The sequence below is a fragment of the Pseudoalteromonas sp. SG43-5 genome, from assembly GCF_014164345.1.
GTDB lineage: Bacteria > Pseudomonadota > Gammaproteobacteria > Enterobacterales > Alteromonadaceae > Pseudoalteromonas > Pseudoalteromonas distincta.
The window spans coordinates 1-24,549 of record NZ_JACJFA010000013.1 but is presented as its reverse complement, the minus strand read 5'-3'; the positions used below and the strand labels follow the sequence as shown (position 1 = coordinate 24,549).

The 24,549-nt window shown below is 39.2% G+C and carries 20 protein-coding genes and 5 tRNA genes; 20 read left to right on the top strand and 5 right to left on the bottom strand.

Annotation, left to right across the window (positions count from 1 at the left end; translation table 11 throughout):
- The 7 genes from H5161_RS13575 to purF form a co-directional block, all read left to right on the top strand.
- A partial coding sequence (locus H5161_RS13575; protein WP_310737015.1) for a FimV/HubP family polar landmark protein occupies nucleotides 1-1,955 on the top strand: 1,955 nt, incomplete at its 5' end.
- A 278-nt stretch (nucleotides 1,956-2,233) separates the two neighbouring features.
- A complete protein-coding gene (truA, locus tag H5161_RS13570) occupies nucleotides 2,234-3,028 on the top strand; it encodes a tRNA pseudouridine(38-40) synthase TruA (protein ID WP_165724236.1) in 795 nt (264 codons plus the stop codon).
- Nucleotides 3,029-3,183: 155 nt separating this feature from the next.
- Nucleotides 3,184-4,059 (top strand): acetyl-CoA carboxylase, carboxyltransferase subunit beta, encoded by an 876-nt coding sequence (gene accD, locus H5161_RS13565; protein WP_007376856.1) that lies wholly within the window; start codon nucleotides 3,184-3,186, stop codon nucleotides 4,057-4,059.
- A 25-nt stretch (nucleotides 4,060-4,084) separates the two neighbouring features.
- Nucleotides 4,085-5,350, top strand: a complete 1,266-nt coding sequence (gene folC / locus H5161_RS13560) for a bifunctional tetrahydrofolate synthase/dihydrofolate synthase (protein WP_182769514.1) — start codon at nucleotides 4,085-4,087, stop codon at nucleotides 5,348-5,350.
- Between the two features lie 11 nt (nucleotides 5,351-5,361).
- Nucleotides 5,362-6,003: an SPOR domain-containing protein gene (locus H5161_RS13555; RefSeq protein ID WP_182769513.1), complete on the top strand. Its 642-nt coding sequence runs from the start codon at nucleotides 5,362-5,364 to the stop codon at nucleotides 6,001-6,003.
- 194 nt (nucleotides 6,004-6,197) lie between these two features.
- Nucleotides 6,198-6,692, top strand: coding sequence for a CvpA family protein (locus tag H5161_RS13550; RefSeq protein ID WP_002958356.1), 495 nt, complete (start codon nucleotides 6,198-6,200; stop codon nucleotides 6,690-6,692).
- Nucleotides 6,693-6,710: 18 nt separating this feature from the next.
- Nucleotides 6,711-8,237 carry an amidophosphoribosyltransferase gene (purF, locus tag H5161_RS13545; protein ID WP_024596369.1) on the top strand — a complete coding sequence of 509 codons (1,527 nt, stop codon included), beginning with the start codon at nucleotides 6,711-6,713 and terminating at the stop codon, nucleotides 8,235-8,237.
- A gap of 114 nt (nucleotides 8,238-8,351) precedes the next feature.
- On the opposite strand, the gene H5161_RS13540 is transcribed toward purF, so the two are convergent.
- Complete coding sequence (locus H5161_RS13540) at nucleotides 8,352-8,951, bottom strand: Yip1 family protein (protein WP_024596370.1); 600 nt, start codon at nucleotides 8,949-8,951, stop codon at nucleotides 8,352-8,354.
- A 206-nt stretch (nucleotides 8,952-9,157) separates the two neighbouring features.
- On the opposite strand from H5161_RS13540, the gene miaE reads away from it, so the two are divergent.
- The gene (gene miaE / locus H5161_RS13535; RefSeq protein WP_182696375.1) at nucleotides 9,158-9,925 is read left to right on the top strand and encodes a tRNA isopentenyl-2-thiomethyl-A-37 hydroxylase MiaE; all 768 of its coding nucleotides are present in this window, start codon (nucleotides 9,158-9,160) and stop codon (nucleotides 9,923-9,925) included.
- Here miaE and H5161_RS13530 read toward each other — a convergent pair.
- The 3 genes from H5161_RS13530 to H5161_RS13520 all read right to left on the bottom strand — a co-directional run bounded on the left by H5161_RS13530 (nucleotide 9,922) and on the right by H5161_RS13520 (nucleotide 12,079).
- Nucleotides 9,922-10,707, bottom strand: coding sequence for a transporter substrate-binding domain-containing protein (locus H5161_RS13530; protein WP_138488746.1), 786 nt, complete (start codon nucleotides 10,705-10,707; stop codon nucleotides 9,922-9,924). The two genes, miaE and H5161_RS13530, sit on opposite strands and share 4 nt — an antisense overlap.
- A gap of 54 nt (nucleotides 10,708-10,761) precedes the next feature.
- Nucleotides 10,762-11,499 (bottom strand): UDP-2,3-diacylglucosamine diphosphatase, encoded by a 738-nt coding sequence (locus H5161_RS13525; RefSeq protein ID WP_002958351.1) that lies wholly within the window; start codon nucleotides 11,497-11,499, stop codon nucleotides 10,762-10,764.
- An 88-nt stretch (nucleotides 11,500-11,587) separates the two neighbouring features.
- Nucleotides 11,588-12,079 (bottom strand): peptidylprolyl isomerase, encoded by a 492-nt coding sequence (locus H5161_RS13520; protein WP_002958350.1) that lies wholly within the window; start codon nucleotides 12,077-12,079, stop codon nucleotides 11,588-11,590.
- Between the two features lie 155 nt (nucleotides 12,080-12,234).
- Between H5161_RS13520 and cysS the strand changes: the two genes are divergently transcribed.
- Nucleotides 12,235-13,614: a cysteine--tRNA ligase gene (cysS, locus tag H5161_RS13515; RefSeq protein WP_182769512.1), complete on the top strand. Its 1,380-nt coding sequence runs from the start codon at nucleotides 12,235-12,237 to the stop codon at nucleotides 13,612-13,614.
- Between the two features lie 72 nt (nucleotides 13,615-13,686).
- Here the strand turns inward: cysS and folD are convergent, their stop codons facing one another.
- Nucleotides 13,687-14,541 (bottom strand): bifunctional methylenetetrahydrofolate dehydrogenase/methenyltetrahydrofolate cyclohydrolase FolD, encoded by an 855-nt coding sequence (gene folD, locus H5161_RS13510; RefSeq protein ID WP_002958348.1) that lies wholly within the window; start codon nucleotides 14,539-14,541, stop codon nucleotides 13,687-13,689.
- Between the two features lie 353 nt (nucleotides 14,542-14,894).
- On the opposite strand from folD, the gene H5161_RS13505 reads away from it, so the two are divergent.
- The 11 genes from H5161_RS13505 to H5161_RS13455 all read left to right on the top strand — a co-directional run bounded on the left by H5161_RS13505 (nucleotide 14,895) and on the right by H5161_RS13455 (nucleotide 24,394).
- A tRNA-Pro gene (locus H5161_RS13505) sits at nucleotides 14,895-14,971 on the top strand.
- Between the two features lie 57 nt (nucleotides 14,972-15,028).
- A tRNA-Arg gene (locus H5161_RS13500) sits at nucleotides 15,029-15,105 on the top strand.
- A 23-nt stretch (nucleotides 15,106-15,128) separates the two neighbouring features.
- A tRNA-His gene (locus tag H5161_RS13495) sits at nucleotides 15,129-15,204 on the top strand.
- A 14-nt stretch (nucleotides 15,205-15,218) separates the two neighbouring features.
- Nucleotides 15,219-15,295, top strand: a tRNA-Pro gene (locus H5161_RS13490).
- 70 nt (nucleotides 15,296-15,365) lie between these two features.
- Nucleotides 15,366-15,442, top strand: a tRNA-Pro gene (locus H5161_RS13485).
- A gap of 378 nt (nucleotides 15,443-15,820) precedes the next feature.
- Complete coding sequence (gene tig / locus H5161_RS13480; protein ID WP_007580935.1) at nucleotides 15,821-17,125, top strand: trigger factor; 1,305 nt, start codon at nucleotides 15,821-15,823, stop codon at nucleotides 17,123-17,125.
- Nucleotides 17,126-17,289: 164 nt separating this feature from the next.
- A complete protein-coding gene (gene clpP, locus H5161_RS13475; protein WP_002958346.1) occupies nucleotides 17,290-17,907 on the top strand; it encodes an ATP-dependent Clp endopeptidase proteolytic subunit ClpP in 618 nt (205 codons plus the stop codon).
- A 135-nt stretch (nucleotides 17,908-18,042) separates the two neighbouring features.
- Nucleotides 18,043-19,326, top strand: coding sequence for an ATP-dependent protease ATP-binding subunit ClpX (gene clpX, locus H5161_RS13470; RefSeq protein ID WP_002958344.1), 1,284 nt, complete (start codon nucleotides 18,043-18,045; stop codon nucleotides 19,324-19,326).
- A 151-nt stretch (nucleotides 19,327-19,477) separates the two neighbouring features.
- Nucleotides 19,478-21,847: an endopeptidase La gene (gene lon / locus H5161_RS13465; RefSeq protein WP_024596372.1), complete on the top strand. Its 2,370-nt coding sequence runs from the start codon at nucleotides 19,478-19,480 to the stop codon at nucleotides 21,845-21,847.
- Nucleotides 21,848-22,030: 183 nt separating this feature from the next.
- Nucleotides 22,031-22,321 (top strand): HU family DNA-binding protein, encoded by a 291-nt coding sequence (locus H5161_RS13460; protein WP_158000827.1) that lies wholly within the window; start codon nucleotides 22,031-22,033, stop codon nucleotides 22,319-22,321.
- Between the two features lie 171 nt (nucleotides 22,322-22,492).
- A complete protein-coding gene (locus tag H5161_RS13455; RefSeq protein WP_024606161.1) occupies nucleotides 22,493-24,394 on the top strand; it encodes a SurA N-terminal domain-containing protein in 1,902 nt (633 codons plus the stop codon).
- Nucleotides 24,395-24,549 lie beyond the last annotated feature (155 nt).

Genomic DNA, 24,549 nt, shown 5'->3' with positions numbered 1-24,549 from the left:
ACGACTTTGATTTAGACGACATAGATAGCTTAATTGATGAGGCAGCAGTTGATACTGCAAATGATTCATTAGTTGAGGAAAGTGACGACTTTGATTTAGACGACATAGATAGCTTAATTGATGAGACTGCGGTTGATACTGCAAATGATTCATTAGTTGAACAAAGCGATGACTTTGATTTAGACGACATAGATAACCTAATTGATGATGAAGTAAAAAATTCAGATGTAAGAGATTCAGAAATTGATAATGCATTGGCAGACTCAGTTGAGGATTTAGCAGATGCTCAAGAAGAATTAAATGTTGATGATATTGAGTCGCTTGCTTCATCATTAAATGAAGAGCCCGAGCTTATAGAAGAACCTGAGCTTGAAGAAGAGCCCGAGCTTGACGATGAGCCTGAACTTGCAGAAGAACCTGAGCTTAAAGAAGAACCTGAACTTATAGATGTAACGGTTGATGATTTTTCAGATACATCAGAGTCGCTTCTTGATCCTGAAGATGCGCTTGAAGAATATACAGATGATACTTTAAAGAGCGTTGATGAGCTTTTAAATGAGCTACAACAAGCGACGGATGATGACTATATAGAAACACCAGATTGGTCTTTAGATGAGCTTGAAGACGATCTTGAAGAAATAGAAGTAGATCTTGGTGACGATCCGTTAGCGGGCGACGATGACTCAGATCTTACAAAAATTGAAGAGCAGCTTGATAGCGATCTTATAACGCCAAGTGAAGAGTTAGATGAATATCCTGAACTTGAATTAGACGATGATCATTCATTATTGGAGAATGAACCTTCGTTTGAGCCGCAAGAACCTAAAGAAAATGCACCGAGTGAAGAAAATGCAGTAGCACTTAGTCAAACAGAGAAAGATCTCGCAAATGCGCTTTCTGAAAATGCTAACTTAGATAGCTTAGAAGATGATTTTGATGATGAACTATTAATTGATAATGACTTCTCTGAATCAGAAGCTAAGGTTGAAGACGAGTCGTTTGATGATGATTTACTGCAAGAAATTAATGACGGAATTGATTCTGTTGAACCAGTTAGTATAGAAGAGGATACCAAACCTCTTAACCTTGATGAAGTTCAAGAAACACTAGAAAGTGAGTTGCCATTTACCCCCGAAGAATTACAAGGTGATGATTTAGACGGTGAGGCGCAGGGAGTCGCTTCCAGCCAAGCTGAGCAGGACTTATCAAATGCGCTTTCTGAAAATAATGATTTAGATAGTTTAGAAGACGATTTTGATGATGAAATTTTAATTGAAGACGATTTTTCTGACTTAGATGTTGAGTTTGACGAAGATATTTTAGAGCAAGCGCTAACTGATGAGTTATCAGACGAGCAGCAAGAGCAAACAAATGCAGAGCGCGAAGCACAGTTAACAAACTCAGATGAAGCAGGTAGCACTAATATTAGCTCTGACGATGAACTTGATGAAGAGTTTATGTCAAATTTGACGCAAACTGATTTTGATTCATTACTTAGTGAGTTAGCGGAGCCTGAAGAATTAAGTGCTGAGGATAGCAGTGAATTTGATGTCGACTTTGACAGCTTGCTAAAAGAAGACTTAGAGGAAGATGACTCATTAACTACAAAAGAGCCACTTGTTGAAAGTAGTGATATTGAGCAACTTGATAATGATGAATTTGTAGATATAGATTCATTATTAGAAGAAAGTGAAGAGGCTGAACTTGAACACGAACCTTACACCGACGTTAATATGGATGTCGGTTTGAGTGAGTTTGATGCATTACTTGCTGGTGATAACCCAACCGATGTTGATGCTGAAAGTGGTGGTTATTCAGCTAAACTAGATTTAGCGCGTGCTTATATTGAAATTGATGATTTTGATTCTGCGCTCAAGGTCATTGAGGATGTCATCAACAAAGGCCCAGAAGAAGTTCAAGAAGAGGCACTTAGTTTAAAAGCGAAACTAAAATAACAAATTGTTAAAAAAACCCTTAATTGGTTATTCTAATTAAGGGTTTTTTTATGGATGTTAGTTTAATTATAACAAGGGAAAGCAACGCATTAACGAAGTGAATTTTATAGTATGTAATTGTTATAAAAGAATAATTTACATCGTAATTATTAAGTTATTTGATTCATTGAAATGATCATGTTTTTAATAAAAAGGGTATTACCGCACACCTCCTTTTATTGCGTCGAGAGATAGCATAAAATGCCGTGTTCATTAGCACAGTAGGTAAAGCAGTAATTATGCGAGTAGCACTTGGAGTTGAATACAACGGCGTACGCTATAGTGGGTGGCAACGTCAATCACATGTAAATAGCGTACAACAAGAAGTAGAAAAGGCATTGTCGCGTATTTGTAATCACCCAGTTGAAGTAGTATGTGCGGGGCGAACTGATGCGGGTGTGCACGGTACAGGTCAAATAATACATTTTGAAACTGAAGCTTCGCGTGACATGGTCGCATTTACAATGGGTATGAATACCTTATTGCCTAAAGATATTGCTATTCGCTTTGCACAACCAGTTGCTGTCGATTTTCATGCTCGTTTTAGTGCAACCGCTCGCCGATACCGCTATATTATTTATAACTCTCCTTTTCGAGGAGCAGTGTTAAACGAAGGGGTTACGCATTTTCATCACCCATTAGATGAAGTTAAAATGCAGGAAGCCTGTCAGTATTTGATCGGGACACACGATTTTACATCTTTTCGAGCGATCCATTGTCAAGCAAATACACCGACTCGCACTATTCATCATTTATCGGTACAGCGCCAAGGGTGTTACGTTATTATTGATATTAAGGCGAATGCGTTCTTGCATCACATGGTACGTAATATAACGGGGAGCTTGATGGATATTGGCATACATAAGCAACAGCCCATTTGGTTGAAAGAATTACTTGATTGTAAAGAGCGTGCTAAAGCAAGTGCTACAGCTAAAGCTGCAGGTTTATACTTGGTTGATGTCGATTATCCTGAAGAGTTTAATATTCCTAAAATGCCTTTAGGTCCATTGTTTTTACCTGACGCTGAAATTTAGTTATGGTTGCCGTTAGTGTTTTTTATGAACACTTTTAACTACTAAGACCAGTTTTTTATACCGCGTTAGTGTAATTCATGTTTTAATTGAAAAAATTTGTCTGCTAATTGCTATTGGCAGGCTCGCGACACAGAACAGCATTAAGAGAGTTGCAAATGAGTTGGCTAGAAAAAATCTTACCTAAAACGACAAAATCATCAGGTCGTAAAGAAATCCCAGAAGGTGTTTGGGCTAAGTGCACATCGTGTGATTCAATTTTATATAAAGCTGAATTAGAAAAGTCATTAAACGTATGTCCTAAGTGTGACCACCACATGCGTGTTAGTGGCCGTAAGCGCCTGGAGCACTTTTTAGATGAAGGTGACCGTCAAGAGCTTGGCACACAACATGAGCCTAAAGACATTCTTAAGTTTAAAGATTCTAAAAAATACTCTGATCGTATCAGTGCAGCCCAAAAAGCAAGTGGTGAAAAAGATGCACTTGTAGCTATGAAAGGCCGATTAAAAGGTATTCCAGTTGCAGCAGTAGCATTTGAGTTCTCGTTTATGGGTGGTTCAATGGCTTCTGTTGTTGGCGCTCGCTTTGTTGATGCTGTTGATCAATGTTTAGAGCATAACATGCCGCTTATTTGTTTTTCTGCATCAGGCGGTGCACGGATGCAAGAAGCGCTTATGTCGCTTATGCAAATGGCTAAAACAAGTGCTGCACTTGCAAAAATGACTGAAAAAGGTCTTCCGTTTATTTCAGTCATGACTGACCCAACTATGGGTGGTGTATCTGCATCACTTGCTATGCTGGGCGATATTAACGTTGCAGAACCTAAAGCATTAATTGGTTTTGCGGGTCCTCGTGTTATTGAGCAAACTGTTCGCGAAACATTACCTGAAGGCTTTCAGCGTAGTGAATTTTTGCTTGAACACGGTGCAATTGACATGATTATTGACCGCCGTGAAATGCGCGATACCCTTGCACGCATTTTAGCTAAATTTATGAACTTGCCTTCTACGGAACAAGAGCATAGAGTAGCGTAAATTTCAGCTTTACTGATTACACGCTATGACAAAAAAAATTCCTAGCCAATCATCAAGCCTTGATGATTGGCTTTTTTATTTAGAAAGTGTTCACCCAGCTAACATTGCTATGGGCTTAGAACGAGTTGCTAATGTTGCTAACAATATTGGCCTGTTAAACACTCCAAGTAAAATTATTCTTATTGCCGGTACAAACGGTAAGGGCACCACAGCACGCTGCTTAGAGTCGCTATTGCTAGCGCAAGGTTTCAATGTGGGTACTTACGCATCTCCACATTTAATTCGTTATAACGAGCGTGTACGAGTTAATGGGGAAGAATTGGCAGACCAATTTCATATAGATGCTTTTCACCAGCTTGAGCAAGGCCGTAAAGACACTCCTCTGACTTATTTTGAATATGGTACTTTGGGTGCGTTGGCAATTTTTAAACGCTGTAACGTCGATTATGTATTACTAGAGGTTGGTTTAGGTGGGCGCTTTGACGCTACAAATATAGTCACTCCCTTTGCAAGCGTGATCACCACTATAGACTTAGACCATAAAGAGTACTTAGGTGATACCCGTGAGTTAGTGGCTTATGATAAAGCCGGTATTTTTCGTGAAAATACGCCCGCTATTATAGGGGATTTAAATATTCCTCACACAATGACTGATTACGGCAAAGAAATTAATGCCAACATGACGCTGTCGGGCAGTGACTTTATTTTTAAAGAAAATGCTGAGAGCTTTAATTGGCAATATAAAGAACATAATCTTGAAATAGATAAGCCTGCAATACCGTGTCAAAATGCAGCTACCGCATTAACTACGCTAAGTGTTTTAAACTTATTACCTAGTGAATCAATTATACGAAGTTGTTTAGCTAATTTAGTTGTCGAAGGGCGCTTTCAACAGTTAAGTGTTGAGCCTTTAGTCTTTACCGACGTAGCACACAACCCTGAGTCGGCGCGTTATTTAGCCAATAAGTTATCAAGCTATAAAGATAAAGGCTTTAAAATTCATGCATTAGCCGCTATGCTTGCTGATAAAGATAAAGCGGGTGTATTTAAAGAAGTAAGTCACTTGGTCGATGAGTGGTCATTAGCGAGCTTAAGTGGCCCGCGAGGCGACACTGCAAGTAATTTACAAAATGCACTGCACGAATTGTCTCATCATAATACTATTAATAGCTATGATAGTGTGGCACAAGCACTGAATGTAATTTTACCAGAACAACAAAGTGATACTATGTTGATTATATTTGGTTCATTTTTTACAGTTGCTGGCGCTATTAATTACTTTAAAAAATAGAGAGGATGTCGGTGAACTCAAGTTTTATTAATCGCTTAGTCGGAACAAGTATAGTGGTGATCGCAGCAATTGTGTTTATCCCTAATATACTCGATGGCGAAAAAGTGCATTATAAAGAAGGCTTTAAAGCGATCCCAGACCGCCCTGAGTTCAAAACAATCGATCTTCAAGAGTCAATTGATGAAAATATGGCTAATGCTGAGCCACTAAAGCAAGATGAAATTGAAGACATTCAAGCTGACGATGAAGCTTTTGAGCAGCAAAGCGCGATGGATGAGAGTGATTACGCTTTGGAAGATAAAGTTGTTGAAGCAACTATAGAACCCAAAGCTACACCAATTACAAAAGCGCCTGTTCAAGCTAAGCCAGAGCCTATTGCACCACGTAAAAGTGATGAAAACCTAACGAGTATGGCCTATGTTATTCAATTAGGTAGTTTTTCACATGTTGCAAACGTTAAAGCATTACAGGCTAAATTAAAGGCTGAAGGGTTTAAAACGTTTACTAAACCGATTAAAACCCCAAATGGGACACTAACCAAAGTATTTGTTGGTCCTTCGCTTGATAAAAGTGAATTACAAAAGCAGCTCCCTCAGCTCAAAGAGCTTACTAAATTAAATGGTAAAGTTACGCAGTATGAAGTAACAAAATAATTTTAAAAAGGCTTGTATAACAAGCCTTTTTTTATTTATTTATATTTTTTTTATCATTATCTTTATCTCACAATACCTAGACTAGAATGTTAATTTTTTGTATTAACTACAACCCAGTAATCTCCCGTTTAAACTTGCATACTAACGATGTTTGGGTATAGAATGCGCCCCAAATTAGCGACTAATTGGTTCTTATGATCTGGGTTGATTACGCCATTATTGGCATCATTGTATTGTCTACCATCATCGGTTTAATACGCGGCTTTGTAAAAGAAGCAATGTCATTAGCGGTATGGGCTGGCGCCTTTATCATCTCTAGCTTATTTTACCAATATTTAGCTTCCTTCCTAACAACCATTTCTGAACCCCTTTTAAGAAATGCGGCGGCCATAGCCATATTATTCTTTGCGACGCTACTGTTAGGCGGTTTACTAAACTACATTTTAGGTGAACTTGTACATCGTACTGGTTTATCGGGTACCGACCGTGTCTTTGGCATAGTGTTTGGTGCTCTACGAGGCGTGTTGGTCGTGAGCGCGTTACTCTTCTTTCTTGATGCTTTTACTGGTGCACCCAATACGCACTGGTGGGGCAATTCTATTTTGATTCCAGAATTTGGCTTTGTTGTTGAATGGTTCTTTTCATACCTAGAAAACAACTCGAGCTTTTTAAATTCAGTAAACCGTTAATCGGCGAGGATAAATTACATGTGTGGTATCGTTGGAATAGTCGGAACATCCCCTGTCAATCAGGCGATTTATGATGGCTTAACTGTTTTGCAGCACCGTGGTCAAGATGCCGCGGGTATCATTACCATTGAGAATAATACGTTCAGCTTACGCAAAGCAAATGGCTTAGTGAAAGATGCTTTTCACACTCGTCATATGAAACGACTACAAGGTACGATTGGTCTTGGCCATGTTCGCTATCCTACAGCAGGGTCTTCAAGCTCATCTGAAGCACAACCTTTTTATGTTAACTCACCGTTTGGTATAGCACTTGCCCATAATGGCAACCTTACTAATGCAGAAGCTTTAAAAGAGCAGTTATTCTCAGAAGCACGTCGTCATGTAAATACAACATCTGATTCAGAAATCTTACTCAACATCATGGCACATGAACTAAGTAAATCTGATAAGTTGCATTTAGACCCTGAAGATATATTTACTGCGGTAACCGAGGTAAATAATAAAGTAAGCGGTGGTTATGCAACAATTGCTATGATTATTGGTCACGGTATTGTTGCTTTTCGCGACCCTAATGGTATCCGTCCACTTGTATTTGGCAAACGTGAGACTGCAAAAGGTACTGAGTACATGTTCGCCTCTGAAAGCGTTGCGTTAAAACCGGACGGATTTGAGTTTGTACGTGATGTTGCCCCTGGTGAAGCTATATATGTTACAGAAGAAGGTGAATTTCATTCACTTAGTTGTGCAGATAAAGCATCTTACTCGCCGTGTATTTTTGAATTTGTTTATTTTGCTCGACCTGATTCAACAATAGACCGTATGTCTGTTTATGCAACACGCGTAAACATGGGGACAAAACTAGGCGAAAAAATTGCACGCGAATGGGCTGATAAAGACATTGATGTAGTTATCCCAATCCCAGAAACTTCATGCGATGTAGCACTGGAAATTGCACGTGTACTTGATTTACCGTATCGCCAAGGTTTTGTTAAAAACCGTTATATCGGTCGTACATTTATCATGCCTGGCCAAGAGATGCGTAAAAAATCAGTGCGTCAAAAGCTAAACGCAATTGATCGCGAGTTTAAAGGTAAAAACGTATTATTGGTTGATGACTCAATTGTTCGTGGTACAACATCAGCACAAATTGTTGAAATGGCTCGAGAGTCTGGTGCTAAAAATGTTTACTTTGCATCCGCAGCGCCTGAAATACGCTTCCCTAATGTGTACGGTATTGATATGCCTTCAGCAGCTGAGCTTATTGCTCACGGACGTGAAGTTGAAGATATTAATGCAAGTATTGGTTCTGACGGTTTAATCTTTCAATCGTTAAAAGATTTAATAGCTGCGGTTAGCCAAGAAAATCCTGAAATTACTAAGTTTGAAACCTCAGTATTTGATGGGCAATATATTACAGGCGACATTGATCAAAACTATTTAAATCGTATTGATGAGCTACGTAACGATTCAGCAAAAAGCACCCGCGAAAGTGCGATGTCTTCAAGTTTAGAGATTCACAACCAAGACGAAAACGAAGCTGATTAATAATTAGTTAATAAAAAGTCGTTACATAAAAAAAGGAGCTAATTAGCTCCTTTTTTGCGAAGGAAAGAAAGGGAACATTTCTATCAAACACGACTCTTTTTTAGCTAAACTTTATTAAGTAAACATTGGACTAACAATCCCATTTGTCCAAAGCATAGCTGTTACAGCTAAAATAATAACTAATAATATTAATCCGCACGTTACAACCGAGCTGGCATAAATAAAACCACGCTCTTCTGGAATATGCATAAGTATTGGTACGCCGGTATAAAGTAAGTAGACCGAGTAAGCTAGTGCAATAATTCCAATACACACTACAAACCAAAGTACAGGCCAAAAGGCGGCAAGCGCCGACATAAACACAGGTGTTGCAGTATAAGCTGCAAGTTCAAGTGTTTGTGTAAATGTAGGCTTAGAGCCAAATGTAACGGCCATCCAATGAGCCAAATACGCCAATGCAAAAACACCCGCTATTAAAGCAAAATACATTGCAACTGCAATTAATAGCGCACTATCGTGCGTTAAAAATACAGGATCGCCTGCGCCTATACTCCATCCTAAATAAACAGATGAGTAATAACCCATTATTGAAGGAAACAAAGCAATCAGTAAAATATGCGACAAACTATAGGTTAGACTTTCATGGCGATTATCTATTGTTTGCCATTCTTCAAGTGGGTGAGCATAAATGCCCCAGAGGTGATTTAGTATCATAGTGCTTACTCCATAAAAGGAACGTATTACTGTTTTGGTTGGTTTATTTTTATACAGTCTACGTACAGTTATGGTTCACTTATTTTGCAAAGTCAAGTTAACTCACTATTAACATTTTTGCACAGGTTAAGGCTTTGATTTATCCCAAACAAAATTTCGTGTTAAAATAATGGCATATCAAATTTATTTAGTAATGAGCAGTCAACGTGCCACATAGCCAACTTTTAGAGCCGATCAATAACTTTTTAGTGTGTACAACCCCACAGCAGTGGGTGGAGCAGGCAATTAAAAAAGAGAACTTATCAGTAATCTTAATCGATCACTTAATTTGTGAGTTAAAAGCGGCTCAAAGTGCGATGTTTTTAATACGTAAATACGCTGTTGATAAAGAGGGCAGTGATGCCTTACTCGAGTGGCTAAAGCCATTTGAAACGCTTATTTATAAGCGTGAAGGAAATTGGCGTGATCTCGCCGCTAAAAATAAGCTAACTAAATCAATAATTCCTAAATCTAATTCGCCATATGGACAAGATTTAATTGATAAAATGGTATTGTTGATAAAAGAAGAGTTGCATCATTTTTACCAAGTGCTCGAAATTATGGACGAGTACGGTGTAGAGTACCAAAGCATTACACCATGTCGTTATGCAAAAGGCATGCTTCGTCATGTTAAAACGTTTGAGCCAAACGCCCTTGTTGATAAATTAATTGTAGGCGCTTACATTGAGGCGCGTTCATGTGAGCGTTTCGCAAAGCTTGCGCCGCATGTTGACAAACGTTTAGGTGATTTTTATATTTCGCTGCTGCGCTCTGAAGCCCGTCATTACCAAGATTATCTAACTTTAGCGCAAGAAATTGCTGATTTTGATATTACCGAACGAGTTAAAGAATTTGGCGAGATTGAAGCCGAATTAATTTCATCACAGGATGAAGATTTTAAGTTTCATAGTGGCCTGCCAATAGCAGAAAGCTAATTTTCTTTTAAAAAATTAATGTATTCAGCTGTTTTTTGATTGCTGAAATTGTGTTTCTTCATGATTTCAGCAATGCTTCCGTTTTCAATTATTATATCAATCCCTCTATTAAACTTTTGTAAGTACTCTTTTGCCCTGTAATTTGATTTAGAGACAACTAAATATAGTTTATGAGAAGCAAGATCTGGCAATAAGTACTCAATTTTATTCTTATCTAAATCAACTTCGTTATTGTGCTCAAGCCAATACTTCCCTACTTCTTTAGTGCCTGCGACCAAATCAATACGTCCTTGTTGTAGCAGGTATAAACTTGTAGGAAGGCTTTTAGTGGATGTTATTGCCAGCTCAGTATTTCTTGTAAACTCTTGGCTTACAAAGGCATTGTCTTCTGTACCAATACTATAAGGTGTTAATGATTTAACTGTACCATCGAAGTTAATAGCACTCTCTTTGCGTTTAAAAATTCCTGAATGAGCAACTGCAAGTGGGCGAGAGTAGTAAAAAACTTCATTTCTTTTTAATGAATAAAAAGCGCCTAAAATAGCTGTTTTTCTCTTTTTTTCTAATAGCTTTAGGGCGCGGTCCCATGTCGTAAACTCGGCTTCGCTATTAATGCCTTGAGTTTTAAGGGCTGATTGAGTGATTTCATATAACCAACCGTTATCAGGAAGGTTTTCGCTAAAATAGGGAGGGTAGTTTTCAGTAACAATTTGCCATGTTTGCTCGCTAAATACTTTGGTAGGAATGGCAATTACTACGATGAAAATTAACAGCTTAATCATTAAACCTCTCACTATTATTCAAATATATAGTTAAATAATAGTCAGGATTTTAAATTATGCGAAAGGCGTGCTAATTAATTCTTGTGATTGAGGGGTAACGACTAAATAAGAGCCTTGGGTATACCAGTCACCTAGCACTGTACGAGTAAGCGTTTGTTCATTAACTTTATAGGTATGAACATTAGGACGGTGAGTATGACCATGAATCATATTAGTAACGTTATGTTTGGCAAAGGTGGCAAGCACGGCTTCATCTACAACGTCTAAAATTTCGATAGGTTTATCAGCTTGGCTCAACTTACTTTTTTCACGGGCATTACGCGCTATTTTTTTACGATACCAAAGTGGCATTGCAAGCATTAATTTTGGCCACCACCAACCACGGCTTTTTTTACGAAATTTTTGATACTCAGTATCTTGAGTACACATTTCGTCGCCATGTAAAATAACGGTAGGCGTACCATATAAATCAATGACTGTTTGTTCATCGAGTAAAGTCATTGCGGCCATGTCTGCATATTGCTTGCGCATGATGAAATCACGGTTGCCATGTATAAAATAAACAGGTGTCCCACCATCATTAACGGCGCTTAAATGCTTTGCTACATCGGCACTCAGCGCTGTAATGTAGTCATCTCCAACCCATACTTCAAAAAAATCACCCAAAATATAAAGTGCATCTACATCTTTATTTAGTATATGCGTATTTAAAAAGTCAAAAAATGCAGCGCTAATGTCGGGGCGGTTTTCGCTTAGGTGTAAATCTGCAATAAAGTAAGTTTGGCGAGTCATAGGTCAGTCTTTTCGATATAAATAAAGCGGGCGTATACACATTGGTAAATGCCCGCTGATACTCCACATTACGTGGGTAAACTTACTATTAGCTAACAGTAACGCTTTCGATGATCACATCTTCAAGAGGCACGTCTTGGTGAAAACCAGTACTACCTGTTGCTACGCCTTTTATTTTATTTACTACGTCCATGCCTTCTACTACTTCAGCAAAAACACAGTAACCCCAGCCTTGCGATGTTTCGCTACTGTGGTTTAAAAAGTCGTTGTTATTCACGTTAATGAAAAACTGCGCCGTAGCTGAATGAGGATCAGGTGTACGTGCCATTGCTAAAGTACCTATCTTGTTAGATAGGCCATTATTAGCTTCATTTTTAATTGGGTCGTTAACTTCTTTTTGTTCCATACCTGGTACAAAACCACCGCCTTGAACCATAAAACCATCGATTACACGATGAAAGATAGTGCCGTTGAAAAAATCAGCATTTGCATACTCTAAAAAGTTTTTAACAGTGTTTGGAGCTTCTTGCTCAAACATTTTAATGGTGATGTCACCAAAATTGGTGTGTAGAACAACCATGTGTTTTCCTATATCTGGTTTAAATATTGGCGCTATTTTATCGTAGTTGGCTAAGATTAACAAAGTAGATGTTTGGTTTGTTATAAAGCGCTAGAGCAGGGGCTTTTCAAGTGGTAACATAACTGTTCAAGTAAATAGTCAAGGACTCAAAGTAAATGGTAAATATATACAACACACTCACGCGACAAAAAGAGCAATTTAAACCTATGGTCGAAGGCAAAATCGACATGTATGTGTGTGGTATCACCATTTATGATTACTGCCATATTGGACACGCTCGTACTTTTGTTGGTTTTGACGTTATTGTGCGCTACTTACGTCATATTGGTTACGATTTAAAATATGTACGTAACATTACAGATATCGACGATAAAATAATTAAACGTGCAAATGAAAATGGTGAGTCAATAAACGACTTAACTGTGCGCATGACTAAAGCGATGCATGAAGATTTTGATAGCCTAAATATGCTACGCCCAGATGTTGAACCAACAGTTACAAGCCATATGGATGAAATTATCGTTATGGTTAAGCGCTTGATTGAAAAAGGCCATGCCTATGTTGCAGCTGATGGCGATGTTTTGTTTGATGTATCAACGTTTGAGCAATATGGTGCGCTTTCTCAGCAAGATTTAACTATGTTGCAATCGGGCTCTCGCGTAGAAGTGGCTCAAGATAAAGACGATCCGCTTGATTTTGTGTTATGGAAAAAAGCCAAAGCAGGTGAGCCATCATGGTCATCACCGTGGGGTGAAGGGCGTCCTGGTTGGCATATTGAATGTTCGGCAATGAGCTCAAAACACTTAGGTGAGCATTTTGATATTCACGGTGGGGGGTCTGATTTACAGTTTCCACATCATGAAAACGAAATTGCCCAGTCGTGCTGTGCAAACAACGGCAAGTATGTAAATACATGGATACATACTGGCATGGTGCAAGTAAATAAAGAAAAAATGTCTAAGTCGTTAGATAACTTTTTTACTGTGCGTGAAGTTTTAAAAGCATACGATGCCGAATCTGTTCGTTACTTTTTAATTTCAGGGCATTACCGCAGCCAATTAAATTACTCACAAGAAAATTTAGACCAAGCGCGTTCATCACTTGAACGCATTTATACAGCGCTTCGTGATGTCGTACCGGTAGAGTGCGACTTAGAAGGCAATGAGTTTGTTGCTAAGTTTAGAAAAGCAATGAATGATGACTTTAATACACCAGAAGCACTACCTGCGTTGTTCGAACTTGCTAAAGAATTAAACCGCGTAAAAGAAAGTGACGCAGGTCAAGCTGGCAAGTTAGCGTTTATACTGCGTAGCCTCGGTGAAGTGTTAGGTGTTGCTCAACAAGCACCGGAAGCTTTTTTACAAGGTGGGCAAGATGACGACGAAGTTGCGACAATTGAAGCATTAATTGTAAAACGTAATGAAGCACGTGCTAGTAAGGACTGGGCTGCTGCTGATGAAGCACGTGATGCGCTTAATGCGTTAGGTGTAATACTTGAAGATTCAGCTGGTAAAACAACGTGGCGTAAAGCGTAAGCGTTTAAAGTAATTCAGGTCAAACTAAAAAAGGGTTGCCAAATGGCAACCCTTTTTTGATTTTTTAACAGCTTAGCTGTGATACTTTTCACACGCTTCAAGTGTGTTTTCAATTAAGCTTGCGACAGTCATCGGGCCAACGCCACCTGGTACAGGTGTAATAAAATGCGCTTTTTGTTCGGCCACACTGTATTGAACATCACCGACTAATTTACCCGTATCTAAGCGGTTAATGCCCACATCGATAACAATAGCGCCTTCTTTTATCCAATCTCCCGGTATAAATTCAGGTTTACCGACAGCCACAACTAATAAGTCAGCGCGGCGAACATGTGTTTCTAAGTCTTGAGTAAATTTATGGCACACAGTGGTAGTACAACCTGCTAATAAAAGCTCTAACGACATTGGACGACCAACAATATTTGACGCGCCAACGACAACTGCATGCATCCCTTTATAACGTACACCCGTTGAATCAAGTAATGTAATAATACCTTTAGGGGTACATGGGCGAAGGGCAGGCATACGCTGTGCTAATCGACCAATGTTATATGGATGAAATCCATCAACATCTTTATGTGGGGTAATACGTTCTAAAATCTTTTCAGCATCAAGACCTTTTGGCAGTGGTAACTGCACTAAAATTCCATCAACTTCGGCATCATTATTTAGCTCGTCAATTAAATCTAAAAGAGTTTGCTCTTGTGTGTCTGCTGGTAAATCAAATGATTTAGAGATAAAACCTACTTCTTCACAGGCTTTACGTTTTGAACCAACATAAACTTGGCTTGCTGGATCAAGTCCTACAAGTACTACTGCAAGTCCTGGTGCACGTAAACCATTTGCTACACGTTCACTTACGCGTTCTGCTACAGCGCTACGTACTTGTTTTGCGATTGCCTTACCATCAATGATGTTTGCCGTCATGGGTGACCTTTAATTGGGGTTAATTAACTAGATACCGATACTCTAAAAACGAATGCATAGTAAAATAGGGGTAAAAATGCTAATAAAGAAAAATACGCTCTTTATTTAACTCGTTTTATAATGTGCCTACTATTTTCGCAGAAAAGCATAGCAGCGCCAAGTTGCTTTTAAGGTATATAACGTTTGAGCTGTTAAATAGTTTAAAATTCAGCCGACTATTGTAATATTTAACCATTGTGCACTAAAAATGAGCACTTGATTGGTTTTCTAAAAAAAACGTTTGACCTAACCCCGTCAAATCACTATTATGCACCCCGTTGTCAACGAGGTCACTCGCTAACAATAATAAGTTTCGGCGATTAGCGCAGTTTGGTAGCGCACTTGGTTTGGGTCCAAGGGGTCGCAGGTTCAAATCCTGCATCGCCGACCATTTTTTTATAATTTTTTATAATCGAATAGCTTATTGGTAAACTATGAAGTTTTCGATGCGCCCATAGCTCAGCTGGATAGAGCAACGCCCTTCTAAGGCGTCGGTCGAAGGTTCGAATCCTTCTGGGTGCACCATTTGAAAACATGTAAATATAGCGGTGATTGTAGCTCAGTTGGTAGAGCCCCGGATTGTGATTCCGGTTGTCGTGGGTTCGAGCCCCATCAGTCACCCCATTTACAACGAATATCGGCGATTAGCGCAGTTTGGTAGCGCACTTGGTTTGGGTCCAAGGGGTCGCAGGTTCAAATCCTGCATCGCCGACCATTTTCTTAAAATGGTCTTAAACTCTCAGTTTAAGTGTTCAGTATGAAAAAAGAAGTTAACTCTTCAATGTCGGCGATTAGCGCAGTTTGGTAGCGCACTTGGTTTGGGTCCAAGGGGTCGCAGGTTCAAATCCTGCATCGCCGACCATTTTCTTATCCAATAAGAACAATAAGTAAACTCCTCTAAGTTATAAATCTAAATCTGTTAGCCTATAATTCTATTAAATAATTTCTATTTTATTCTATTTAGTCCGTAGTTAGCCTGTTTTTTATTCAGTAAGTCTTTATAGTCCCTTATCTAGTCCAAATAATTGCCCCCTATACTCGACTATCATAAATATTAGGTTATAATGCCGCGTCTATTGTTTAACATAGTGCCCGAAGGGCAAAGCAGCAATGGTGTCTCATGGTAGCGACGGATGCTTTTAAGTGTGAAAAACCGCTTAAACTTTATCAAGACTCATGCAGAACACTTTGTTTGTAAAGGAAGGCGAACAGTCGCCAAAATTGAATATTGAGGTAAATCATGCAAGTTTCTGTTGAGACGACCCAAGGCCTTGAGCGCCGTATAACTATCACCGTTCCTTCAGAGAACGTTGAGACCGAAGTAAAAAAACGCCTACAACAACTGTCAAAAACACAGCGTATAGATGGTTTCCGTGCTGGTAAAGTTCCAGTATCTGTAATTAACAAGCGTTTTGGCCCTGCAGTTCGTCAAGAAGTTGCTGGCGAAGTAATGCAACGTAATTACATTGAAGCAATCGTTTCTGAAAAAATCAACCCAGCTGGCGCGCCTACATTCGCTCCTAAATCACTTGAAGCAGGTAAAGATTTAGAATTCTCAGCAACGTTTGAAGTTTACCCTGAAGTTGAAGTTCAAGGTTTAGATAAAATTACTGTTGAAAAACCAGCAGTAACAGTAACTGACGAAGATTTAGCTAACATGCTAGAAACACTTCGTAAGCAACACGCAGCGTGGGCTGATGTTGATGCAGCTGCTGGCGAAAACGACCGTGTAACAGTTGATTTCGTAGGTACTATCGACGGTGAAGTATTTGAAGGCGGAAAAGCTGAAGACTTCCCATTAGAACTTGGCCAAGGTCGTATGATCCCAGGTTTTGAAGATAACATCGTAGGTAAAAAAGCAGGCGAAGAAGTAGTTGCTGATGTAACTTTCCCTGATGATTACCACGCTGAAAACTTAAAAGGTAAAGCGGCTCAATTCACTATCACAGTGAAAAAAGTTGAAGCGCAAGAATTACCAGAATTAAGCGAAGAGTTTGCAACTAAATTCGGTGTTACCGAAGGCGGCGTAGACGCGCTTAAAGAAGAAGTTAAAAAGAACATGACACGTGAGCTAGACCAAGCGGTTAAAGCAAGCGTTAAAGACCAAGCAATCAAAGGTCTTTTAGCTAACAACGAAATCGAAGTGCCTAAAGCACTTGTTGATCAAGAAGTTGATGCTCTACGTCAGCAAGCAGCTCAACGTTTTGGCGGCGACGCTCAAAACATGCCAGAGCTTCCAGCTGAATTGTTCCACGAGCAAGCTGTAACACGTGTAAAAACTGGCCTTTTATTAGGTGAAGTGATTAAAGCTAACGAGATTAAAGTTGATGACGCTAAAGTTGAAGCATTAATCGCAACAGTAGCTTCTGCATACGAAGATCCAACTGAAGTAGTAGAATACTACAAAGGTAATGATCAACTTATGCAGCAAATGCGTAATGTAGCAATGGAAGAGCAAGCTGTTGAAGCTATTTTAGCTAAAGCAGTTGTTACTGATGTTGAAAAAGCATTTGATGACATCATGAATCCACAGCAAGGTGCTTAATAAGTCATTGACTTAAGCTCTCGCTAACGATTAAATGGCTCGTGTTACTCTGTTTATACAGCGTGCCCGGGCCATTTTAGTTTTTGGCTCTAAATTTGCGAAAAACGATAACTATGCTTCCTTATAATAAGGATAAGTATAAGCGCATAAGGAATTAAATAAGTATGAATACTGGTATTACAGATCCCCTAAATGCATTGGTCCCAATGGTTGTTGAACAAACACCAAAAGGCGAGCGCTCGTATGATATTTATTCGAGATTATTAAAAGAGCGTATTATCTTTTTAACAGGTCAAGTTGAAGACAACATGGCAAATCTGATCTTAGCGCAAATGCTATTTTTAGAATCAGAGAACCCAGATAAAGATATCTTTTTATATATCAACTCACCAGGTGGTTCAGTAACTGCGGGTATGGCTATTTACGACACAATGAACTTCATCAAACCAGATGTAAGTACAATATGTGTAGGTCAAGCTGCAAGCATGGGTGCTTTTTTACTTACTGCTGGTGCTAAAGGTAAGCGTTTTTGCCTACCAAACTCACGTGTGATGATTCACCAACCATTAGGTGGTTTCCAAGGTCAAGCATCTGACTTTGAAATACACGCTAAAGAAATTCTGTCTATTAAAGATAAGCTTAACCGCTTAATGGCTGAGCATACAGGCCAACCATTAGATATTATCTCTAAAGACACTGATCGTGATAACTTCATGAGTGCTTCGCAAGCTGTAGATTACGGCTTGGTAGACTCTGTGTTTACAAATCGCGACAAAAAGTAAGCGCTTGGTAAGCAGGACTGCCTGTTTGCCACTTTGAGTTACTATGCGAAAACCAATAAATTTTGGTATAGTTAAAGCGTATTGAAATAGCCGCCAATAGTTTTGGTGGCCAACGTAATAAAATGAGGTAGCTGAATGTCTGACACTCCTACAGACGGCGACAAAAGTAATAAATTGTTATACTGCTCTTTTTGTGGCAAAAGCCAACATGAAGTGCGTAAATTAATTGCAGGCCCTTCAGTATACGTTTGTGATGAATGTGTAGAGTTGTGTAACGATATTATCAGGGAAGAGATCAAAGACATTGCTCCTAAGCATGATACGTCTGACAAACTACCTGTACCAAAAGAAATTCGTAAACACTTAGACGATTATGTTATTGGTCAAGACCATGCTAAAAAAGTATTGTCTGTTGCCGTTTATAACCATTATAAACGCCTACGTAACCAATCGACTAAGCAAGACATTGAATTAAGTAAAAGTAATATTTTGCTTATCGGCCCAACAGGTAGTGGTAAAACATTACTTGCAGAAACATTAGCGCGCCTACTTGACGTGCCGTTTACTATGGCCGATGCCACTACATTAACCGAAGCAGGTTATGTAGGTGAAGATGTTGAAAACATCATTCAAAAGCTTTTACAAAAGTGCGATTACGATGTTGAAAAAGCACAGCGCGGTATTGTCTACATCGATGAAATTGACAAGATTTCTCGTAAATCAGATAACCCTTCAATTACGCGTGACGTATCAGGCGAGGGCGTTCAACAGGCGCTACTTAAACTGATTGAAGGCACCGTTGCTTCTGTTCCACCGCAAGGTGGTCGTAAACATCCACAGCAAGAGTTTTTACAAGTAGATACATCTAAAATCTTGTTTATTTGTGGTGGTGCATTTTCAGGCCTAGATAAAGTAATTGAGCAACGTAGCCATAAAAACACCGGTATCGGTTTTGGCGTTAGCGTAAAAGAGTCTGCGGCGAGTCGTTCTTTAAGTGAAACATTTAAAGATGTAGAGCCAGAAGATTTAGTTAAATATGGCTTAATTCCTGAGTTTATAGGCCGTTTGCCGGTAGTGGCTACGTTAACAGAACTTGATGAAGCAGCTCTTGTACAAATATTGAGTGAACCTAAAAACGCGATTACTAAACAGTTTTCAGTATTGTTTGGTATGGAAGACGTTGAACTTGAGTTTCGCGATGATGCCTTAGCTGCAATTGCCCACAAAGCAATGGAGCGTAAAACAGGCGCACGTGGTCTTCGTTCAATTGTTGAAGGTGTATTACTTGATACTATGTACGAACTTCCTTCAATGGATGATGTAAGCAAAGTGGTTATTGATGAAACCGTTATTAAAGGTGAGTCAGATCCAATCTTGATTTATGAAAATAATAAACAAGATAAAGCTGCATCAGAATAGTTTTTAAGCTATTTGAATGGAAAAAGGAGCCTTAGGCTCCTTTTTTTATAATTAATTTAATCGAGTTAGGGAAAATTGTTGAACTTTAATTAGGTTATCCCCATATACTTGAGTAATCTTTAAAATAAATGAAGTGCGAAGAGAAACTATAATGACGCTTGAGAGAACCGACCGAGTCGAAATCCCAGTCCTTGCACTGCGCGATGTTGTGGTATACCCGCACATGGTGATCCCGCTTTTTGTTGGCCGTGAAAAATCAATAAAATGCCTAGAAGCGGCAATGGACAAAGACAAACAAATTTTCTTGGTTGCACAAAAAGATGCAACTGTAGATGAACCAGAGCAAGATGATATTTATCGTATCGGTACTATTGCCACTGTACTTCAGTTATTAAAATTACCAGACGGTACAGTTAAAGTTTTAGTCGAAGGTACACAGCGCGCACAAATTGAAGAATTTGTAGATAACGATGACTTTTTTGTCGCTAATGCTCAATTTATTGAATCTGATTCTGTAGATGAACAAGAGCAAGATATTTTTATCCGAAGCGCAATTAGCCAGTTTGAAGGCTATGTAAAGCTAAATAAAAAAATTCCACCTGAAGTACTAACTTCGGTTTCAGGTATTGATGAGCCAGCACGTCTTGCCGACACAATGGCAGCGCATATGCCGCTTAAAGTACCTGAAAAACAAAAAGTGCTCGAAATTTCAAGTGTCACAGAACGTCTTGAATATTTAATGGCACTAATGGAAGGCGAAATAGACTTATTGCAAGTTGAGAAGAAAATTCGTACCCGCGTTAAAAAGCAGATGGAAAAATCTCAGCGCGAGTATTACCTCAATGAGCAAATGAAAGCCATTCAAAAAGAACTTGGTGAGCTTGATGATGTGCCTGATGAATTTGAAGCGCTAAAAAAGCGTATTGAAGATTCTGGCATGCCTGATGAAGCTAAAGAAAAGGCAACTACAGAGCTCAATAAGCTTAAAATGATGTCGCCAATGTCTGCAGAAGCGACTGTAGTGCGTTCATACATAGATACATTAATTAATGTGCCATGGAAAAAACGCTCTAAAGTGAAAAAAGACTTAGCAGGCGCACAAAAAATTCTTGATAGCGATCACCACGGCTTAGATAAAGTAAAAGAACGCATTATTGAGTACCTCGCAGTACAACAGCGTACTAATAAGCTCAAAGGGCCAATTTTATGTTTAGTTGGACCACCAGGTGTTGGTAAAACATCACTTGGGCAATCTATTGCACGTTCGACTGGTCGTAAGTATGTTCGTATGGCGCTTGGCGGCGTACGTGATGAAGCTGAGATTCGCGGTCATCGTCGTACATACATAGGTTCAATGCCAGGTAAGCTAATTCAAAACATGACAAAAGTGGGCGTTAAAAACCCATTATTCTTATTAGATGAAATCGATAAAATGTCATCGGACATGCGCGGCGACCCAGCATCAGCATTGTTAGAGGTGCTTGATCCGGAACAAAACAGTCATTTTGCCGATCACTATCTTGAAGTCGATTACGATTTATCTGACGTTATGTTTGTAGCAACATCAAACAGCTTTAACATTCCTGGCCCATTATTGGACCGTATGGAAGTTATTCGCTTGTCGGGTTACACCGAAGATGAAAAGCTAAACATTGCAAAAGAGCACTTAATTACTAAACAAGTTAAACGTAACGGCTTAAAAGAGTCTGAAATAGTTATCGAAGACAGCGCAATTATTGGCATTATTCGTTATTACACACGTGAAGCGGGTGTACGTAACCTAGAGCGCGAAATTTCGAAACTATGTCGTAAAGCAGTTAAAAATATCTTACTTGAAAAGGACACTAAAATAGTGACCATCAATCAAGATAACCTAGAAGACTTTTTAGGTGTGCAGCGCTTTGACTATGGCAAAGCTGAAGATGGCGACCGTATTGGTCAAGTTACAGGCTTAGCATGGACAGAAGTTGGCGGTGATTTGCTAACAATTGAATGTGCGGCAGTGCCAGGTAAAGGCAAGTTAAGTTACACCGGTTCTCTTGGCGATGTAATGCAAGAGTCGATTCAAGCGGCAATGACGGTTGTGCGTAATCGAGCAGATACTTTCCGTATTAACAGCGACTTTTACGAAAAACGTGATATTCACGTACACGTACCTGAGGGCGCAACACCAAAAGATGGTCCTAGTGCGGGCGCAGCAATGGTAACGGGTCTTGTATCTAGCTTAACGGGTAATCCTGTACGAGCAGATGTTGCAATGACAGGTGAAATTACACTACGCGGTGAAGTACTTCCTATTGGTGGTTTAAAAGAGAAGTTATTAGCGGCGCATCGTGGTGGAATTAAAACAGTGATCATTCCAAAAATTAACGAACGTGACTTAAAAGAGATACCAGACAACGTGCTGGCAGGTCTTGATATTCACCCAGTTACTTGGATTGACGAGGTGTTAAAGCTTGCTTTAGTGCATCCTGTTGAGAGTTTTTCGGTCGAAACACCTAAAAACCAAGAAAAAACATAAAAAAAGTGCTTTTTAGGGCTTTTCAAATCTAAACGGTATGATAAGTTAAGCACTGGTTTTCAAGCCTAGCCCTTACGGGGCCTAGGCTTAAGAAAAATATAATCATGTGGGCATTAAAAGTTTGCTCTAAAATTTTCAAAAAAGTGATGTTAGTTTAAAAAACCATCGCTCTTGATAATAACAATGAAAGAGGATGATATTGTGAATAAATCTCAATTAATCGATCAAATCGCAGCTGATGCTGACATTTCTAAAGCGGCTGCAGGTCGTGCACTAGATTCATTCATCGAATCTGTATCTGGCGCGCTAAAAGATGGCGACTCAGTTGCACTTGTAGGTTTTGGTACTTTCTCAGTACGTGAACGTGCTGCACGTTCAGGCCGTAACCCGCAAACTGGTGAAACTATCCAAATTGCTGCTGCAACTATTCCAGCTTTCAAAGCCGGTAAAGCGCTTAAAGACGCAGTAAACTAATCACTGTTTTAAACACATTAGTTATGGCGAGTGTAAAGTTACTGATTCACCACAACAGATGAGTTAAGTAACTTTTCCGCCAGTTACTTCAAGTGAAAAAGCGTATCTGGTAAGATACGCTTTTTTTACATGTGACAAGGTAAAATACCTTGATCAAAAAGAGATAAACAAATGCTTGAGAAAATCAGAGAAGGTTCGCAAGGACCTGTAGCCAAAATAATTTTAGGCGCGGTGATTTTATCTTTTGCCTTAGCAGGGATCGGTAGTTACTTAGGTCAAACCACAGAACAACCCGTTGCTGAAGTAAATGGAATTAAAATTAGTCAAACCGATTTTAACCGTGCTTACCAAAATGAACGTAGCCGTTTAGAGCAACAATTTGGTGAATACTTTACACAAATTGCAGCTGATCCAAATTACATGGCACAAATTCGTCAAGGTGTAGTTGACCGCTTAGTACAACAAGAATTGCAATCACAGCTAGCGGCTGATTTAGGCCTTCGCGTAAGCGACGAAAGTGTACGTAAAACAATTTTAGAATTACCGTACTTTCAAATTGGTGAAAAATTTAATAACGACCGTTACCTACAAGTAATTCGTCAAATGAATTTTCAACCAGATGCTTTTCGTGAATATTTACGTAAAGATATGACACGCAGCCAGGTAGTATCTGCTGTTGCAGGTACAGACTTTGCTCTAGAGAGCGAGCTGAAAAGCGCAATTGCTCTTCAGCAGCAAACTCGTAGTATTGATTACGTAGTTGTAAACAAAGAGGCACTTGCCGCGAATGTTGAAGTATCAGATCAAGAAGTATCTGATTACTACGACTTAAACGCATCTCAATTTTTATCTCCAGAGCTTATCTCAGTAAGTTACATTGAGCTTAAAGCAGCAGATATCAATGTTGAATCGGTAACCGAGGATGACGTTAAAGCGTATTATGAGCAAAACAAAGCACAATACGTTGAGCCAGAAAAGCGTCGCGTATCACATATCTTAATTGATAACAGTGAAGACGATGATGCAGCAAAAGAAAAAGCCAATGCTCTTCATGCACAGCTAGAGCAAGGTGCAGACTTTGCTGAGTTAGCACAATCATCGTCTGACGATATCGTTAGTGGCGAAATGGGCGGCGATCTTGAGTGGATTGAGCGTGATGTAATGGACCCTGCATTTGAAGACGCGGCTTTCGCGCTTGAAAATAAAGGTGATATTTCTGACGTTGTTACTTCTGAGTTTGGTTATCACATAATTAAACTTACTGACATTCAACCACAACAAGTTAAAGCGTATGACGATGTTAAAGCTGACTTACGTGCTGAATTAGAACAAGCTGAAAAAATTGATGCATTTTACGAAAAGCAAACTGAAATGGGTGCACTTGCATTTGAAATTTCAGACCGCTTAGATGATGCTGCAGAAGTTGCTGAAGTGGAAGTTAAATCTACACCTCTTTTAGCACTTAATGCTCTACCAGAGCCGTTAAACAGCCCTGCAGTTGTCACAGCACTAACATCAGTTGATTTACTTGAAGATAAAGTAAATTCTGAAGTTATTGAGCTTGGCGATGAGCATGCAATCATTGTTCGTATTAACGAGCACAAAGCTGCTGCTACTAAGCCGTTAGACGAAGTAAGCGAGGAAATTAAAGCGCGTTTAGTGAATGAAAAATCATCTGAGCTTGCTAAAGAAAAGGCACGTAGCTTATTTGCAGAAGTACAAGCAGGTAAGAGCTTAAACGATGTTGCTAACGAGCAAAGCTTAACACTTCGCCAAGAAGCTAAGTTAACACGTCAAAGCTACACTGTTTCACCTGCTATTGTGACTCAAGCTTTTAAAATGGCTCACCCAGCGGATTCTGCGGTAGTCGATCTCGTTAATTTAAATAATGGTGATGCAGCAATTGTTGCGCTTAAGTCGGTAACGGATGCACAAGTTGCAGCTAATATTGACCCTCAAGCAAAACAAAGCATTACTATGGCGCAAGCTAATAAAAACTACATGGTATTTATTGAAGCGCTTAAAGCCAATGCTGAGCTTAACTTACCAACGGCTACACAAACTGTTGAGTAATTAATTTTAGCTCATAAAGAAAGGCGCTTTTAAAGCTGTCTCTTATACACAAATCCCTGCTAAGAAATTAGCGGGGATTTTTTTGAACTAAATCTCAATGTCATGATCAGATCTTCAAATCTTGTTTGAGGGCACATTATGATTAACGAACATAC